We start from the raw sequence: 15,078 nt of genomic DNA, 5'->3' as shown, positions 1-15,078 counted from the left end.
AAAAGGCCGTCTGAACATGGCTTTCAGACGGCCTTTAAAGCATCTTTAAACCAGCTTTAATCATTCGTCAAAATAGCGGTCTATCGTTACATTTTGAGTCACGACAGGCGCATCGTTTTCGATTTTGACTTCGACCGACATACCAACCACCACGCCTTGCCAGCTCCCCGTAGGCTCATTGATTTGCCAAATCTCGCCTAAATTCGCCATAGGAATGGCGTATTTATCCGATACCGGCAAAGACACCGTTTCGCGACCGTCGGCACGCAAGGCAGCCATACTGCGCTCCAACGCAGCTTGTTCGGCAGCAGAAGCACGATATTCGGCTTGCAGGGCTTTGACGGCGGTTGCCTCTTCTTCAGCTGCCTTTTTCTTGGCGGCGGCAGCTTTTTCGGCGGCTTCAGTAGCCTTTTTGTTTGATTCTGCAAGCTCGCGCTTGATTTCAGCGTCAGTTTTGAAAAATTCGTGATATTTATCCAAACTTCCCGTTGTTACCAGACTCTCTATCATGGCGATCGGGCGTGCTATCTCGTCAAAAATACCGCGTAGGCCCGGGATGTGTTCGTATAGGTCCTGAATGAATGATCCGAGGGCTTCACCGGCGGTTACCGCCAACGTCCCAATCAGTCCCCATCGGGAGGCGACCGCAGAGAGTCCCGATGCCAAACCACTCACGCCGCGTGTTTGCGCCGCACCTGCCGCCGCACTTATTCCATATTCTTTAGCCGCCAAACCGGCTTTGCCATATGAAACAGTCAATGCATCGACAGCAGCTTTTTGAGACACCAAACTTTTCAGCGCGGCAGCACCACCAAGACGCACAACTGCAGAATACGCCTCCATTGCAACACGGGCGGCCGCAAAGTAAATCGCCAGCTTGGACAATACCGGGAAATCTTTTGTGAAATCGCTAATTGCCGTTGCAACCGTTTCAACTGTGGATGCCGTTATTTTTAAAATAGGCAATAAGGCATTACCCAGTTCTCCCGCCATATTGGAAACTGCCGCCTTGGCCTTATTTATTTGCCCTTCGGTAGTATTTAATGCAGCTGCCGCCTCCTTCTGCATCGCGCCTTGTATTTGTGATTGGTCGTTTACCAAGCCCAAAGCCTTTTCGTACTCGCCGAGCGAGCCGACCAAGAGGGCGATGTCGTCGCTGTACTCGGTGCCGAAGAGTTGCGAGAGCGTCAGGGCGCGGCTTTGTTTGTCCAAGCCTTCAAGTTTATGCAGGAACTCGGTCAAGGCCTGCTGCGGATTCGCGGCGATATTGGCCGCCATCTCGTCTGCAGACGTACCGATACCTTCCAAGGCCGCCTGAAAGTCTTTGCCCTGGCTTTGCGCGGTTTGCAGTTTTTGCAGCATGGCGTTGATGGCGGTCTCAGCCACTTCGGGCGGTTTGCCCAATGCGATAAAGGCGTCGGCAAGCGCGGCGGCTTCGTCTGCGGCCAAGCCGAACTGTTTCGCCGTACCGCCGATACGCGCCATTGCGGCGACAATGTCTTTTTCTCGTGCGGCGGTATTGTTGCCCAAAACGTTGATGGCATCGCCGAGTTTCTCCACTTCGCCGATTGGGAGCTGGAACACGTTGGCAATCGTCGCGGCGGCATTGCCTGCCTCTTCAGCGGTCATGCCGAAGGCGGTTGCCATAGTCGCGGTAACGCGTGCAAATTCATCCAACTTATCGGCAGCAATACCTAACTGACCGCCAGCGGCAACAATTTCAGCCATCTGCTCCGGCATCATGCCGAACTCTACCGCCAGTTTTTTAACTTGCTCGCCCAACTGTTCGATCTGCTCAGGAGTGCCGTCCACGACTTTCCGAACACCTGCCATTGCGCTTTCAAATTTTACTGCCTCACGAGCAGCGTAAGTCAGCCCGGCAGCACCACTTGCCACCCCTCGGAACTCATTGGCAAAGTCGGAAAGTGTAGGACGCAAATCCGATAAGCTCTTATTCAACTGGAACACTTTATCGTTATAGTGGGCAGTTGCACGGGATAGCTCTTCCTTGGTTAACGTGCCGCTACTTTTTAAAAGGTCATAGCTTTTCTTAAGCTCCTGCAACTCACGCAAGGCTTTCTCATCGGTATCGATACCAAGTTTGATTTTTGCATCGGCAATGGCTTTAAGTTCCGATGCCTCGGCTGACAGCTTATCCAATTTTGCCGTCGCAGTTGCTGTCTCAGCAGTCAGTCGTCTTTCTTCGGCAGCAAGGTTTTTGACGGACACGCCCGACGCATTCATCGCCTGTGTGGTGAGAGCAAGACCGTCTTTCAGACGGCGTTTTGCTCCTTCGAGCCTGTTGACCTGTTCGGAAAGTTTTTGGTATTCCCGTTCCTGTGCCTTGGTTGCGCTGTCCTTCATTTGCGCCGACAAGGCGGATAGGCTGGATTTTGCCGCCTTCAGCGCAACATCCGTTTCTTCAAGTTCGCTGCCGAGCTTGCGGTAATAGTCGATAAGCCCCTGCTGCTTGGCAATTTCAGCAAATTCCCGACCTGCTTCATCGGTACTTTTTGCCAAAGCCGACGTATCCACACCCGCTGCTTCGATTTGTGCCGACAGTGCCTTGATGTTTTCAACACCCTCGACGCCCGCCTTAATCTCAATCCCTGCTTGAATATTCGCCATTATTTTGATACCTTTACTATCTCGAATGAATAACCCTTAACAGATTTCAGCCAATGAAAACCCTCGCTATAACCATACTTTTCGCCGTCGGCGCATTCTTCGGTTTCGCCGCGCTGTATCTCGGTTTCGATATGTTGGCGCACATCCGCGACATGAAACTGCTGGAACTTTTCGCCTTTATGGCCGTTAGCGGATACCTGATTAAATCAGCCCTGTATCGGTTCTAATCTGTTTTTAAAACCAGTTTAAAAAAGTCCGTCTGAAACCTGCCGCCGCTGCGCCTACACGCAGAAGCCAGTTTCAGACGGCCTTTGTTTATTACCGAATCTTTAGTTGTTGTACGACGTGAAGGAATAGGTCGAGGTTTCGCCCGAAGCCAACACCGCCGTCCCTTTGAATTCCGCCTCATTAAAGTCGTCGCCGAACCAGTCAATACTGCCGTCCGCAGCTAGTACGGCATGGGGAATGTGCAGAATGCCGGTCTCGCCGGTAACGCGGTTGCGGCCGTCGACGTAGATTTCCAAATCCAAGCGCGACAAGGTCGCAGCGGACACTTTGTAGCCACCCGAATCGCGGGTTTTGTAGTCGACGGTGATGTTTTCGTCGTCGTTGACAGTATCGGCGGCCGGCAGGATGGTAATCATGCCCAAGGTGGCATTGATGTCCAAATGCTTGGCATCGACATTGTTTTGGGATTTGTTTTTGACTTTGACGGTAGCCGGGTCGATGTTGCCGTTTGCCAGTTTGTACGCCATGCCTTTTTTGCCGATGGTCACGGTCTCGCCCGTAACGGTATCCGCCGTAGCCGCGATGACGGCGGCTTCGCCCATCAGGGCAAGCGCGAGGTTGTCTTTGTCGAAAGTGTCGAGCTTCAGACCGATTTCGGTAGGCTTGACGGTTTTCAGGCTGTCCAATGCGCTGCCGTAAGTGCCTTTTTGCTTGGACACGCGCTCTTTGGTTTCCACGCTGGTTTGCGTGGTCAGGGCGGTGGTATTGCCGATGTCGATAAAGCCCGAGCCTTTTTGGTTGAGGTTGCGTACCTTGACGTCGCCCTCAAAGATTAAGCCGTGGTCGTTTTGTTTTGCCATGTGGCAGCTCCTTTAGTTTGCCTGCACGGTGTCGCAGGCGAATGAAATAGGGTAAAAAGCAAAGCCGTCGTTGTATTCGATGGATGGCGAGGCGATGCGGCGGAAAGGGGTAACGGCATATTCGTCGCCCGCATCCCAGCCTGAAAACGCCCGTTGGATTGCCGTCAGGGTCTCGCCGACCTCGTACAGCGTGGATTTGCCGTTGGCGGTATAGCTGCGCGCGAGAACAAAGGTAAAGTGCAGCGTCGATTTGAGGAATTTGCCGTTTTTCGCTTCGTCGGCAAAGGTCGAGCCGCCGTAAACGACATAGACCGCGCCGTCCAGCGGGGCGGCTTTGCGTTTCGCCACGCCTTGGGCGAGCAGCTCGGCAAGTTCGCCGATCTCCTTGACTGCCTTAATGCCTTTGACGGTTTTCAGACGACCTAGGATTTCGGGATAGACCGCCAATAAGTTTTCATGCTGTTTTAAAGCCATATCAGACAATCAATCCTTCCAGCCAATCGGACATTAAATCGTCAATGTCCTGATAATCTTGCGAAGACAAGCCCAAAAACGGGCGGGCAGGCATGGTTTTCGTACCTTCCTGTACATAAACCGAGTAGCCCATGATTGAGCCGGTAATCACGCTTTTTGCCGATGCCTCGTGCGTAATACTTGCCAAGAGGTTGCCGTGGTCCACCAAAATCCCGCCGCGTCCGTTTTTGGCTTCTGCCGTAGCGGGGCTGACATCCTGCCAGCGTTTGCCGTCAGGCGCGGTTTTGGTTTCGGCGATACGGCGGCGGGTCGAAGATTCGAGGATGCCGCCGATAGCGCGCAAAGGCTCTTCAAGGCTGCCGTTCAACCTGCCCGACAGGCGGTTCAGGCTTTGGGCGATACGCGACAAGTCGTGCGATACCGTAATCCGCATTGCCTACTCCTTCAGCCATTCCCGCAAATCGGGTTCGGCATTCACATAAACGGCACACGTTGACGGTCTGCGGTCATCCGATACGCGGCTTTCGTCCAGCATATTCGGATTTTTGACGACCATCTTCAGCCAAGCGATTGCCGACTGATAACGCTCTTCGACAATACCTGTTACCGCATCGTCGTAGAGGTAGTAGCGGGCGATGTCGCAGACTTTGATTTTCAAAACCTGCGGCGCGGTGTCGTTGGTAAAAAACAGTTTCGCCGCCCGAAGGTAGCTTGCCGCTTCTTCTTCCGCATCGGCAATTGCCGCCGCTATCACCGCTTCGTCTATGGTTTCGTAGTTCTCATGATTCGACCGTTCCGCCATTTCCTGCTCGCCGAAACGCGTAATCATGTCTTGGATGGTAATCATGCCGTCCTCCGTTTTCAGACGACCTTTAAAACTGCCTTAAAGGCCGTCTGAAATCCGTTTAAGACATGGTCAGCGTTGCCAACAACTCGGGGCGCAGCGCAATCGGCAATGGATTGGACTGCATGTGCAGGCTCCAGCCTTTGTCGTGCTGCAATTTCTCGCGGCTGGCGTAATACGGCAGGGCGCGGGTGTTGACGGTCGCGTTCATGTCGGCAGGGGCGAAATACTCTTTGTAAAGATTACGGCCGACCGGCAGCAGAATGGCTCTGTCCGCACCGATGTCGGCTGCGCTGCCGAAATGGTTGGCATACTCGATAAAGCGGATGCCTTTGTGGACAAACTCGGTCGGATTGAGCGTATCGCCTTCGCGGTAGGCGCGTGCTTCGTCAAAGCGTTTGTACACTTCGAAGATGGACTTATGCTCTTTGAGCGCGCTCAAAAACTCTGCGCCGCAATACACGACCCAGCCGCGCACTTGCGCACCGTTGAATTTTTGGCGTTGTTCGGACAAGAGCTTGTCCAATACCGCGCCGACTTTGGTCGTGTCTTTCGACAATTCGATGTTTTGCGTTTTGCGTGTAACGCCGAAATCGGTGTTGATGTCCAAAATCACGCTGCCGTCCGCATCCAAAATCTTGCCTTGCAACGCGCCGAGCATGAGGTGTTCGCGGGTGTATTCAAGGTCGGATTTGCCGCCGGCCAGCTTTTCGTTGACCTTGTCCATGACGGTTGCGGCTTGGGTCGTGCCGAAAGCGCGCAGGTTTTGTACGTCATCGGCACGGATGACGTCATGAATCGGCAGGTGTGGGATTTTGACGGTACGCACGGTGCGTTTCGGACTTTCGACCGCCTGGCCGGCCGTACCGCGCTCTTTGCTGGCTACCAAGTGGACTTTGCCGTCTTGGAACTCAATGTCGGCGTAGGTAGTGGTTAGATATTCGGGCTCGAAAATACCCAGCTCGCGGATTTGGCTTGCGCCCGGGTCGATTTTGTTGACGGCGGTGGTCAAAGCCTGCACGCCGAATTTGCTGTTGTCAGATAAAGGCATATTTTTTCCTTGTAGTTACAGAGTGTCGCCATTTGGTTTGACAGTACGGTTTACAACATAAACGATGCTGTATGGATCGCCGTCTTTATTCAGCTGCTCAATCACATCAGCTGACGATCTCGACATGCCGTCGCGAATTGCATCGTCTGAGCATCGATTCAGATTGATGATGCAATTGTGCGGCTGTACGATGACTTTACCGTCGGTTTCATCTGTCAATGCCAGCAGTTTGTTCTCATTGCGAAACTTCCAACTAACAAATGTACCGGCTTTTGTGCCTTGCGGAGCAGCAATCGCCACACGCGTCAACGGCGTCGCTTCGTATTTCAAAAAGTCGGAAATAGCAGGGCCTAAGATTTCGGTTTTGACTTTAGACATAAGAACCTCCCAATAAGCCTTTGTGGCTGGCGACGGAGAACTTGCCCTCCGCCTCGCCGGTGTGTTCGGATTCGCCTTTGCCTGCGCCTTCGCTCAACAGTGCGGGTGGTACGGCAGACTGGGTGGCTTTCGGCTTCAGATCGGCAATCATGGCTTCCGCCGCTTCGATGTCGGCAGACAAAAGCACGGTCATGGTAGCGTCGGACAAGCCTTCAAACTTGCCGTTTTCGCCTTCCTTAAAGCCGGCGGCGGACAATTTCGCCTTGACTTGGTTTTTCTTGGCAGCCGCTTCGGCTTCTTTCAGCTTTTTCTCGGCTTCGGCTTTTTCAGCCTTGAGCGTATCGACTTCCGCTTTCAGGTCGTCAAACGCTTGCTTTTCTTCGGGTGTCATAGATAACTCCAAAGGTTGTTTAAAAATATCCGGCAAGGGACTGCCGTCCGACAACACCACCGCCTCCGTCTCACTGTCCACGCCGACGGCGGTAAACGATACTTCGCGGATGGTGCAGTGGCGCAAAATCACCGCAGGACCTGTTACCTCGTTGCCGTTGACGGACAATACCGCGCCCGCCGCCAACTCTTCATAGGATTCCGCCTGCGCGTAAACCGACATCTCCCAAGGGAAACCTTGGTCGGCTGCTTCGGCAATCTGCGTGCCAAACTCGTTGGATAACAGGCTGCCTTCCGCAATCAGGCCGTCCGCCGTTACCGACAGGCTGCACACGCCCGCCATTTTCAGCGGCGAATGCTCCAGCAGGACGGGGACGGACGCTTTGTGCGACAGCTGGGCCAAATCAACGACGGTTTGATAACCGCCGTAGCCGAAGGGCTTGCCCGAATTGGCAACGCCTTTAAAAGTACGCACCTTGTCGGCACCGGTCGCCAGGGCAACCGGCAGCGCGGCGGACAATTTGATTTTGAGGGGGGTGTTGTTCGTATCCATTGCTCCATTTTGCCTTGCTAAGTTCAAAAAGACGGACGGCAGGATTTCACTTCCCAATCCAAATGCAAAAGCCGCCTAAAACCCGAATATCAGGTTTCAGACGGCCTTTGAAAATCCTCATGCGTAAAATATGAAAATACCCACTTTAAAACCGCTTTAGAATCGCGTTAGATTGATTTTCGAGATTCTGGCGGGGGTTTGCCTGTCTTTAGTATCCTACCCGCCTAAAATCGCAAATTTGGGGCATATCCGAAAATGCAGACGGAGGCGGTTTAAAAAAACGTTTTCAGGGGGCTTTTAGGGATGCGTCAGATTGCATTTAAACTCTCGGATATATCTTTGCCTATCCTGACCGATAAAACGCGCTTAAACGCGAAATTTGAGCGGTTATGAAAAAAGGCCGTCTGAATCGGTTTCAGACGACCTTCGGAGTTATACAGGTTTAAATCTCGGATCAGCTTCAAGCGCGGTTTTTAAATCGGACTTGTACGGCTTAATCCACTCGGACTTTTCAGCAGCCTCAAGTATCCATCCGCATACACGGGCGAATGCCTCCGCGGATAAATCCGCGATCGAAAACACGCAGCCCGAAAACTCGCCCTGCATTTGGTCGGCTGCTTCCTTGTCGATTTCGGCAAGGCGCGGGTACAGATAGTCCAACAATTCGGACGGGGCGGTTTTACCGCCTAAAAATACTTTTACCTCGCGGCTGACATACAGTTCAGACGGCATGACTTACTCCGATATTTTTACCAATAAGCGGACTTTATCCCGCTGTTCTTTCGGCAATGATAACACACACTGCAACAATTTATGCCGGTTTGCCGCATTCAGATGGCGTAAATCAAGCGGGACAATATCGGCTTTATCAAAATGCTCCTGAATCTTATCGACCTTAGTATTCCACGCCCCGGCGGTGGGCGCAAAATAACGGTTCATCAATTCCGCACGTTCTGGATTTTCGGTAAACATAAAATCCAGTGTTACCCATTGCTCACGGGGCAGGTCGTCTGAAACAATCAGATAATCGGCTTGACCCTTACCTTTCTCTACGGGCAAATCAAACACTTCCAGCCTGTCGCCCGTTTCAGCCTGCCACGCTGCCGCAGCTCTCGCTTCGTGGTCTTTGGTATTGTTGGCAGACTGCTCTTTTGTCAGCCTGCGCACTTCTTTTTCCGACACCTTATCCGGCAAAGCCAACACCGCCACTTTATCAGACGGCACGCTATACCGCTTGTCCAACCACGCCTCACGCTCGGCAATCATGGCGGCCAGGGCTTCTTCGCCGTTTTTCTCGCCAAACAGCGCGTCCATTGCGCCCAGCCTGTCGCCGTGATTGTGCGCGAAGCTCGGCGTGATGTCGTCGGGAATCAATACCGTTTTCCCCGTGCGCGGATTGGTAAACTCGACCATATCTACATCAGGCTCGCCGCTGATGCCCTCGCGCGCCGCCTGCCGACGGGTCAGGGCGGACACCGAACATTTGCAGCCGTAGCCGTTGGGTGGAAAGATGACTTTCCAAATGTCATGGTCAACCGGCAGGACTAAGCCGTAGTAGCGTTTATGGCTGTCGCGCGGATGCCCGGCGGCGGAATGGTTGTAGCGCAAATACGGCAAGGCTTTTTTGTTTGCCTGAATCCGCTGCCACTGCCCCGCCGCAAAGGCGGTTTGCATATTGGTGTTGAAAATGGTCTTCAGACGACGTGTACTGCCGAGCTGTACCAATTTCGGCTCGCCGTCCAGTGGGTCGGTCATCACTTGCTCGCCCCACCAGCCTTTCGCCATCAAATACGGTTTTAAACGCTTTTTAAAATCGGCAAATGCCGTGCCGTTTTGCTGCGCGGATTCGACGGCGTCTTTGACTTCGGCGAGCATATCCGCGTCCATCATCTTGGCGACGGTAAAGGCAAGGCTGTGTTGATACAGCCAAACATCGTAATGACTGAATCCGGGCAGGATTTTCTTGGATTTGAAATGCTCGAAAGCGGCTTTATCGACCAGCCCTGCGAAGTTGTATTCAATCCCGTCCATCGTCCGCTCCGTCAGCCCAAGCCGAAAGGCCGTCTGAAACCAAACGCTGAATTAAGAGATTGTCGCCCTGGCTCAAATTAAGTTTGAACAGTTTCGCCTCAAATTCGGCGTAGTCTTTGCAGCTTTCCAGTAAACCCAACACCGCCTCCATCTTCGGTCGGGCGATTGCCTGCTCCGCCGTATCAGGCGCATTGCGGGCAAGGCCGTCGGACAGTCGCAGGCTGAATTTGGCGGACGCAGGGTTTTCAGACGACGCTTTCGGGTCGCGCAGCTCGAAATGTTCCGGCTCAAAGCCCAAGATGTCGCGGTAGTAGGTTTCGGTCAACACGAGCTGCCCCGTATCCATATACATCTTGTCGCGTTCGGCGCGGGTCTTATCAACTTTGATTTCGTCTTCAAACTCAAACCATACGCCTTTGGGCGCATTAATCGGCTTGCCGTAGGCGTTGTTGACCATCACAAGCGCGTCGATAAAGTGCTGTGCAGCGCGGGAGAGCAGAGCGAGATACGCGCCGATGCGCTCGTCGCGGTTGTTTTCTTCGGTCTCTTGGCTCGCGCGGCTGGCGGTCTCAAGGTCGCTGGTTTTGACTTTGCCTAACAGCGTTTTTTGGATGCGCGCATTGGCGAGGTTTTCCAATCTGCGAAATGCCTGACCGTCCGCGCTGTTTTGCAGCATCATCACATCGTCTTCGCGTTCGATACTCAACGCGCCGCCGGAAACAAAGCGGTAAAACCGGCTCATGAAGCTGTCGTGGTCGTCGTTGCTGTTGGCTTGGATTTTGGCAATCAGATAAGGCTGGGCGTAGCGCGTAATAAATTGCGCCGCATAAATAAAGCCTTTTTTACGCAACGCAACCGGCGCATACAGCCGCGCCGCCGCCATTTCGCCCGCAGGATTGGTTGAAGTGGCGCGGTGGGTAATAAAGAGATACAGCACGTCCGTATTGCAGGCTTCCTCGCCACCGCTGCCGCGATACACCAGCGAGCCGTCGCGGTAGGGAACGTATTTCGCCAATTCGCCGCTTTTGTTGCTGATATGCTTAATCGTCAAAAAGCCGTCGGGTTCGGGCTGATAAACGTACCGACCGACACCATAGCCGCCCAAACGCGCCGTCAACACGATTTCGGCAAGTGCGGGCAGATGGCGTTTCAGCGTTTTCCACAAGCGGTCTTTGTCATCGTCATTCAAGTCCTCGCCATAAATGCGCCACGCCTTGTTCTGCATGGCGGAATGCAAATCCTCCAAACAGGCAGCCACCTCGTCATCGCTTACCACCGCGTCCAATGCCTGCTGCCTGTCCACGCCGAGACGCGAAAGCAGCGCGTCCGTGCCCTCCATATTGGAAAACAGGCTTTCCAGCGCATCTTCAGTCGCGCTCATCAATGTCTTGATGGCGGTTTTCCGCGTTGCGCTTTTAATCAATCCGAACATATTTTCTTACTCCAAAGGTCGTCTGAAACCGTTTTCAGACGACCTTAAAATCAATACTCTTCGCCACGAGCCGCCAAAAAACCTTCAATTCCAGCGACAATAAAATGTAGATTTAATAGCCGCCCAGCCTTATAGCAGGAGACAACCTCTTGCAGATGTGCAATCGCTTTATCCAAACCACGCTCGAGGTACTCAACATCCTCTGTCAGCTCTTTTTCACGAGCAGTTATACGTTCTCTTCCGTCACACATTTTTAAATATCCAACATCGGCGCAGGCAAATCAATCGCTCGCGCTCTGTTTGACACATTGCCCGTCGTTTCCGCCATCCACAGCATATGAAGCGCATCGGGGCCGTCGTCGTGGTCGGCGTCGGGAAATTCCCGCAACTGCTCAATCAATACACGCTGTTCCGGTAACAGTTTGATAAATCCGTTGGCAAAATGCGGTTGGATACTTTCAATCCTCATCACTTTTTCTGCGCTCGGTTTGACTCCACGCGCAGGAACATGCGTCCCTTGTTTTGCCGCCTCTTTAATCAGTTCGTCTTTGAAAAATTCTTGGAACTGGACGGTCTCGATGACCCACAGCAAACAGCCGTATTGCTTTTGCAGTCTGATGACGTCCTGAATAATCAGGCTCGGTACACGTTTCTTAATGGATGCCTCCACAACAAACAGCGTACCTGTGGCGCGTTGGTAGCCGCCGACCAGAATGGCGGACGGGTCAGTGCCTTTACCCTGTTTGCCAAGCGAAGGGTCAACCGCACCAAAATACACGACATCATGCGGCAGAGTGCGGTAATAACAGTTGTCCAAATAATCAGCAAAAATCGCATTTTCGGGATTGCCCGGCTGGTTTTGGTACTCACAGTTGAAGACATGGATACCGTCGCGGGCGCGGATTTTCATCAGGGCGAGAAGCGGTCGTTTGCTCCAACTCACTTCGCTGCCTTCCAACATTGCCGATTCGTTTGCTTCATAAAACGCCTGAGCTGCCTTTTCATTGGCGCGGTTTTCTTTTGGCGTGTTACGGTAGATGTTTTCCCATTCCGCCCACAAATCCATATTGACAGGCCACTTCATGATGGCGGAAAAGCGCACACTGCGCCAAAACGGATTTTTCAACACCCGCGCCAATACGCTGTCCAAACATAAAATCGTACCGACATACAAAATGTCGCACTTCGCGCCCGCACCACCCAAAGGATTGATGACACTGCCTATCCACTTGGTCAGTTTGTCGCGCAGGCGGATGTTTTCGGAATGTTTTTCATTTTCCAAGTCGTCGAGATAGACCGCATCGGGGCGCACCTCGCCTTTTTTCGCGCCGCGGATGCCCTGTCCCGCGCCATAGGCTTTGAATTGGTTGTTTTGGCGGGTTCGGATTTCACCGATACGCCATACCTGCCCCTGCCCACAGACTCCAGGAAAGTCCAACTGCAACGCGGGATTGTCGGTCAGTTCGGTTTTAATGGCCTCGACGATGGCGTCGGCTTGGTCTTCGGTGTCAGATACGATGACGGTATTGTGTTTGGCATTGCGCACTTCGCGCCAAAGGGCAAACGCCTGTACGGTCAGCGATGTTTTCGCTTCGCCGCGCGATGCCGCACAACCCTGCAAGACCGACTCCGGCTCTTTTTCGATTTCGGGCAGCTCTGTGTATGCCCATCTATGGAAAACAGATTCGCTGTCGTCGGGGAAATAATGCGGCAGATAAGTCTTGCAGAAAAAACGGAAAGCCTCGGGCGTACACTGCATCACTTGGGCGCGACGCTCGGCAATATCCGCAGGCGCAGCAGACAATCCGATATCCGCCGCACTGATGCGCCGATTGATGTCTGCCCGAATAGCGGACATTCGGGCACGCAGTTCGGATTGGCTTAATTTTCCCTGCATGATTAAAACTCTTTCTCAATGACAGTTTGAAAGCCTTGCAAGACCGTATCAAATGCAGCCAACATATCTGTATGTTGGTCGGCAATATAGGCAAACAGCTTTTCGATGACTTTAATGGCAATCGCAGATTCTTGAACTTCAGGCAATACCCGCTTATTTGCCGCCACGGTCTTGGTAAACGCATCCGACAGGCTCGCCAACAATTTGGCGCGCTCAGACGGCATCAACTCCTCGACCGACGTGTCTTGCAACATTGTCATCGTTGACTGGTACTGCATCAAAAACCCCGCCAACAGCGAACGGCTCAAGTCTTCGATGCCTCCGCCAGCCAGCGTGTAGGCGGCGCGCACTTTGTCCCAATCGTCGCCGGTCTCTTTGGCGGCACGTTTCCAGCTACGGGCGGTCGCAGTCGGGATTTCGCACATCATCGCCGCGATTTCAAGTGTTTGCCCGTCGCTGACGTACAGTCGGCGCAGCTTTTCGCGGGTTTCTTTCGGGTGTGCCATATCAGCCTCCGAACTTGGCTCGCAGCAGCTCCCAGCCGGTCGTTACAATCACGCCGCCGAGACCGCCATAAACCGCAGCAGATTTCTTGCAGTCTTTCTTAATTTGCTGCAATTCCTCGTCCATGCGCGCCTGATTAGCAAGCAGGTCATCCTGCTTGGCTTCAATACGCGCCAAGGCTTCTAAAATCGGGTCGCTCATGATTTATCTGCTTTCCTGTCCAGTTTTTCGTTTACTTTTTCCAACTTGTTTTCAATTCGTTCCAAGGCCGCCGCAATATTAGTGCTGTCTGCCTTGGCATCCTGCTTGGTGTGATAAGAGAGCTTGACCGCGTGCAACTCCTCTTTAAGGTCGTCGATACGCTTGTCCGCCTCTTTCAGACGGCCTGAAATACCGTTGACCCAAAACCAAAACGCGGCAGTCGCAATCGGCCAAAGGGTTTTGAACCCGAATTCGAAATCCATTTACCCCCCTTAAACCGGCACATCGCCGAATACGATACGGACGGAGTAGCCGTCAGGATGACGACTTGCCACCTCGAATTTGCCATCTCCTGAAAAAATCAGGTAATACGGCGACACCGCAGAATAGACAGCCGCTTGCGCGTTGCCGTCAAACTCCACACAAAAGGTCGTCTGGAAATCCTTATCCATACGCACTGCGTACTCAATGCCTGCCTTATCCAACAGGTCGGAAACATGAATGACAAACGGCTCTTGCTCGCGTGCGCGGCTCAATCCCAGCTCTAAATCCGCATGGCGGCAGGCGACCGTACGTTGTACCAACTCACGATAAGTCGTCATCGCGCGCCCTCCGAACTGTCAACTTCAGCTTGACTGTTGGCCCAGTCGCGCCAAGCCTGATTTTGATTTTCCAGCTCCGCCACATAGCCGCTAAACTCGGCGGCGTGTTCCAACAGCGTGGCCGTCTTGCCGTCTTTCGGCGCATTCGGGCGCACCGGTGCGACCATTAACGCGGCAGGCGGTATCGGCATGACCGCCTTTTCGACAACCTTAATTTCCGTAGCCGAGGGCGCGGTTGTAGAGCTGCAGGCCGTGATGGCCAAAGCCGTCAATACAACCGCCGCTTGCATTTTTACGGTCTTGAGTAAGGACATTTTCGATTTCCTTTTTATTTTCCGTTTTCAGACGGCTGACTTCCGCCTGTTTTTTCGCCAAAGCCATGCCGACGGCGTGCGCCTTGACTTCATATTTTTTAGCTTCCGCACGCGCATTTTCCAGCTCACGCGCATAGTTTTGAGCCGACAACAGCAGGGCTTGCGCCTTATCGTGCTCCATCTTGTCGATGACCGCTTGCTGTTTGGCAAAGGCTGCCTTGTAGCCTTGATGGTGCGACACCGCCAAACCCGTGCCGATAAGTGCGATGATGGCAATCGGCTGCCAGTTATTCGCCAGCAGTTTCACGAGATTCATTCTCGACCTCCTGACGTTTGACGCTGACAAACGAGCGCGCCACCGCATAGCCGCCGACAATGCCCAAATACACCGCCCAAATTTCCGCCGACGGGTCGGGCAACATCACAAACTTAAACGTCCCCGCCGCGCAGGCAACATTTGCCCACAGTTTCGAGTGCGACACATTGCCTGTCGCCGGGTTTTTAAAAATATCCAAAATACGCATTGCTATTCCACACTTTTGGTTTGCAGGTGCCGTTTCAGCATTTCCCGATAATTGGCCAGTTCGCCCTCCGCAAATTCAAACGCAGCCAAATCTGCCTGTTCGCTTGCCTCGAGGCTTTTGCGCGACCATTGCTCAATCATCTTTTCGTAAAACTCAACCTGTCCCAT

Annotated in this window: 21 protein-coding genes; 1 reads left to right on the top strand and 20 read right to left on the bottom strand. The window is 53.1% G+C overall.

Going from position 1 to position 15,078, the window contains the following annotated elements; all coding sequences use genetic code 11:
* Positions 1-60: 60 nt before the first annotated feature.
* Entirely contained in the window at positions 61-2,628 is a 2,568-nt protein-coding gene (locus tag KCG54_RS02140; RefSeq protein ID WP_254324514.1) for a phage tail tape measure protein, read from the bottom strand.
* Positions 2,629-2,681: 53 nt separating this feature from the next.
* Here KCG54_RS02140 and KCG54_RS02135 point away from each other — a divergent pair, with 53 nt between their 5' ends.
* The gene (locus KCG54_RS02135; protein WP_254324513.1) at positions 2,682-2,855 is read left to right on the top strand and encodes a CDP-diacylglycerol--serine O-phosphatidyltransferase; all 174 of its coding nucleotides are present in this window, start codon (positions 2,682-2,684) and stop codon (positions 2,853-2,855) included.
* Positions 2,856-2,957: 102 nt separating this feature from the next.
* Here the strand turns inward: KCG54_RS02135 and KCG54_RS02130 are convergent, their stop codons facing one another.
* From KCG54_RS02130 to KCG54_RS02040, 19 genes are all read right to left on the bottom strand, one after another.
* Positions 2,958-3,716: a hypothetical protein gene (locus KCG54_RS02130; RefSeq protein WP_254324512.1), complete on the bottom strand. Its 759-nt coding sequence runs from the start codon at positions 3,714-3,716 to the stop codon at positions 2,958-2,960.
* A 12-nt stretch (positions 3,717-3,728) separates the two neighbouring features.
* A complete protein-coding gene (locus tag KCG54_RS02125) occupies positions 3,729-4,190 on the bottom strand; it encodes a Gp37 family protein (protein WP_254324511.1) in 462 nt (153 codons plus the stop codon).
* A 1-nt stretch (position 4,191) separates the two neighbouring features.
* On the bottom strand, positions 4,192-4,623 hold the full coding sequence (locus KCG54_RS02120; protein WP_254324510.1) for a phage virion morphogenesis protein: 432 nt from the start codon (positions 4,621-4,623) through the stop codon (positions 4,192-4,194).
* A gap of 3 nt (positions 4,624-4,626) precedes the next feature.
* Positions 4,627-5,037, bottom strand: a complete 411-nt coding sequence (locus tag KCG54_RS02115) for a phage protein Gp36 family protein (protein WP_254324509.1) — start codon at positions 5,035-5,037, stop codon at positions 4,627-4,629.
* Between the two features lie 58 nt (positions 5,038-5,095).
* On the bottom strand, positions 5,096-6,085 hold the full coding sequence (locus tag KCG54_RS02110) for a major capsid protein (protein ID WP_254324508.1): 990 nt from the start codon (positions 6,083-6,085) through the stop codon (positions 5,096-5,098).
* A gap of 15 nt (positions 6,086-6,100) precedes the next feature.
* Positions 6,101-6,463: an oxaloacetate decarboxylase alpha chain gene (locus tag KCG54_RS02105; RefSeq protein ID WP_254324507.1), complete on the bottom strand. Its 363-nt coding sequence runs from the start codon at positions 6,461-6,463 to the stop codon at positions 6,101-6,103.
* Positions 6,456-7,406: a hypothetical protein gene (locus KCG54_RS02100; RefSeq protein WP_254324506.1), complete on the bottom strand. Its 951-nt coding sequence runs from the start codon at positions 7,404-7,406 to the stop codon at positions 6,456-6,458. Before KCG54_RS02100 ends, KCG54_RS02105 begins: the two co-directional genes overlap by 8 nt.
* A 432-nt stretch (positions 7,407-7,838) precedes the next feature.
* Positions 7,839-8,138 carry a glycine cleavage system H protein gene (locus KCG54_RS02095; protein WP_254324505.1) on the bottom strand — a complete coding sequence of 100 codons (300 nt, stop codon included), beginning with the start codon at positions 8,136-8,138 and terminating at the stop codon, positions 7,839-7,841.
* A 3-nt stretch (positions 8,139-8,141) separates the two neighbouring features.
* Entirely contained in the window at positions 8,142-9,437 is a 1,296-nt protein-coding gene (locus KCG54_RS02090) for a phage minor head protein (protein ID WP_254324504.1), read from the bottom strand.
* Complete coding sequence (locus KCG54_RS02085; protein WP_254324503.1) at positions 9,424-10,869, bottom strand: phage portal protein family protein; 1,446 nt, start codon at positions 10,867-10,869, stop codon at positions 9,424-9,426. Before KCG54_RS02085 ends, KCG54_RS02090 begins: the two co-directional genes overlap by 14 nt.
* 253 nt (positions 10,870-11,122) lie before the next feature.
* On the bottom strand, positions 11,123-12,766 hold the full coding sequence (gene terL, locus KCG54_RS02080) for a phage terminase large subunit (protein WP_254324502.1): 1,644 nt from the start codon (positions 12,764-12,766) through the stop codon (positions 11,123-11,125).
* 2 nt (positions 12,767-12,768) lie between these two features.
* Positions 12,769-13,272 (bottom strand): DUF1804 family protein, encoded by a 504-nt coding sequence (locus tag KCG54_RS02075; protein WP_254324501.1) that lies wholly within the window; start codon positions 13,270-13,272, stop codon positions 12,769-12,771.
* A 1-nt stretch (position 13,273) separates the two neighbouring features.
* Positions 13,274-13,471 (bottom strand): hypothetical protein, encoded by a 198-nt coding sequence (locus KCG54_RS02070; protein ID WP_049227001.1) that lies wholly within the window; start codon positions 13,469-13,471, stop codon positions 13,274-13,276.
* Positions 13,468-13,734, bottom strand: coding sequence for a hypothetical protein (locus KCG54_RS02065; protein WP_002213614.1), 267 nt, complete (start codon positions 13,732-13,734; stop codon positions 13,468-13,470). Before KCG54_RS02065 ends, KCG54_RS02070 begins: the two co-directional genes overlap by 4 nt.
* A gap of 9 nt (positions 13,735-13,743) precedes the next feature.
* Positions 13,744-14,073, bottom strand: coding sequence for a hypothetical protein (locus KCG54_RS02060; RefSeq protein WP_254324500.1), 330 nt, complete (start codon positions 14,071-14,073; stop codon positions 13,744-13,746).
* Positions 14,070-14,387: a hypothetical protein gene (locus KCG54_RS12000; protein ID WP_349306431.1), complete on the bottom strand. Its 318-nt coding sequence runs from the start codon at positions 14,385-14,387 to the stop codon at positions 14,070-14,072. The genes KCG54_RS02060 and KCG54_RS12000 overlap by 4 nt, the downstream gene beginning before the upstream one ends.
* Positions 14,284-14,703 carry a hypothetical protein gene (locus KCG54_RS02050; protein WP_254324498.1) on the bottom strand — a complete coding sequence of 140 codons (420 nt, stop codon included), beginning with the start codon at positions 14,701-14,703 and terminating at the stop codon, positions 14,284-14,286. The genes KCG54_RS12000 and KCG54_RS02050 overlap by 104 nt, the downstream gene beginning before the upstream one ends.
* Positions 14,675-14,911, bottom strand: coding sequence for a hypothetical protein (locus KCG54_RS02045; RefSeq protein ID WP_002219316.1), 237 nt, complete (start codon positions 14,909-14,911; stop codon positions 14,675-14,677). Before KCG54_RS02045 ends, KCG54_RS02050 begins: the two co-directional genes overlap by 29 nt.
* A gap of 2 nt (positions 14,912-14,913) precedes the next feature.
* A complete protein-coding gene (locus tag KCG54_RS02040; RefSeq protein WP_254324497.1) occupies positions 14,914-15,078 on the bottom strand; it encodes a hypothetical protein in 165 nt (54 codons plus the stop codon).

Origin of the sequence: Neisseria subflava (genome assembly GCF_024205705.1) — a bacterium.
GTDB classification, from domain to species: Bacteria; Pseudomonadota; Gammaproteobacteria; order Burkholderiales; family Neisseriaceae; genus Neisseria; species Neisseria subflava_D.
Note: the sequence above shows the minus strand (reverse complement) of the source record. Positions and strands in the feature narration are given on the sequence as shown.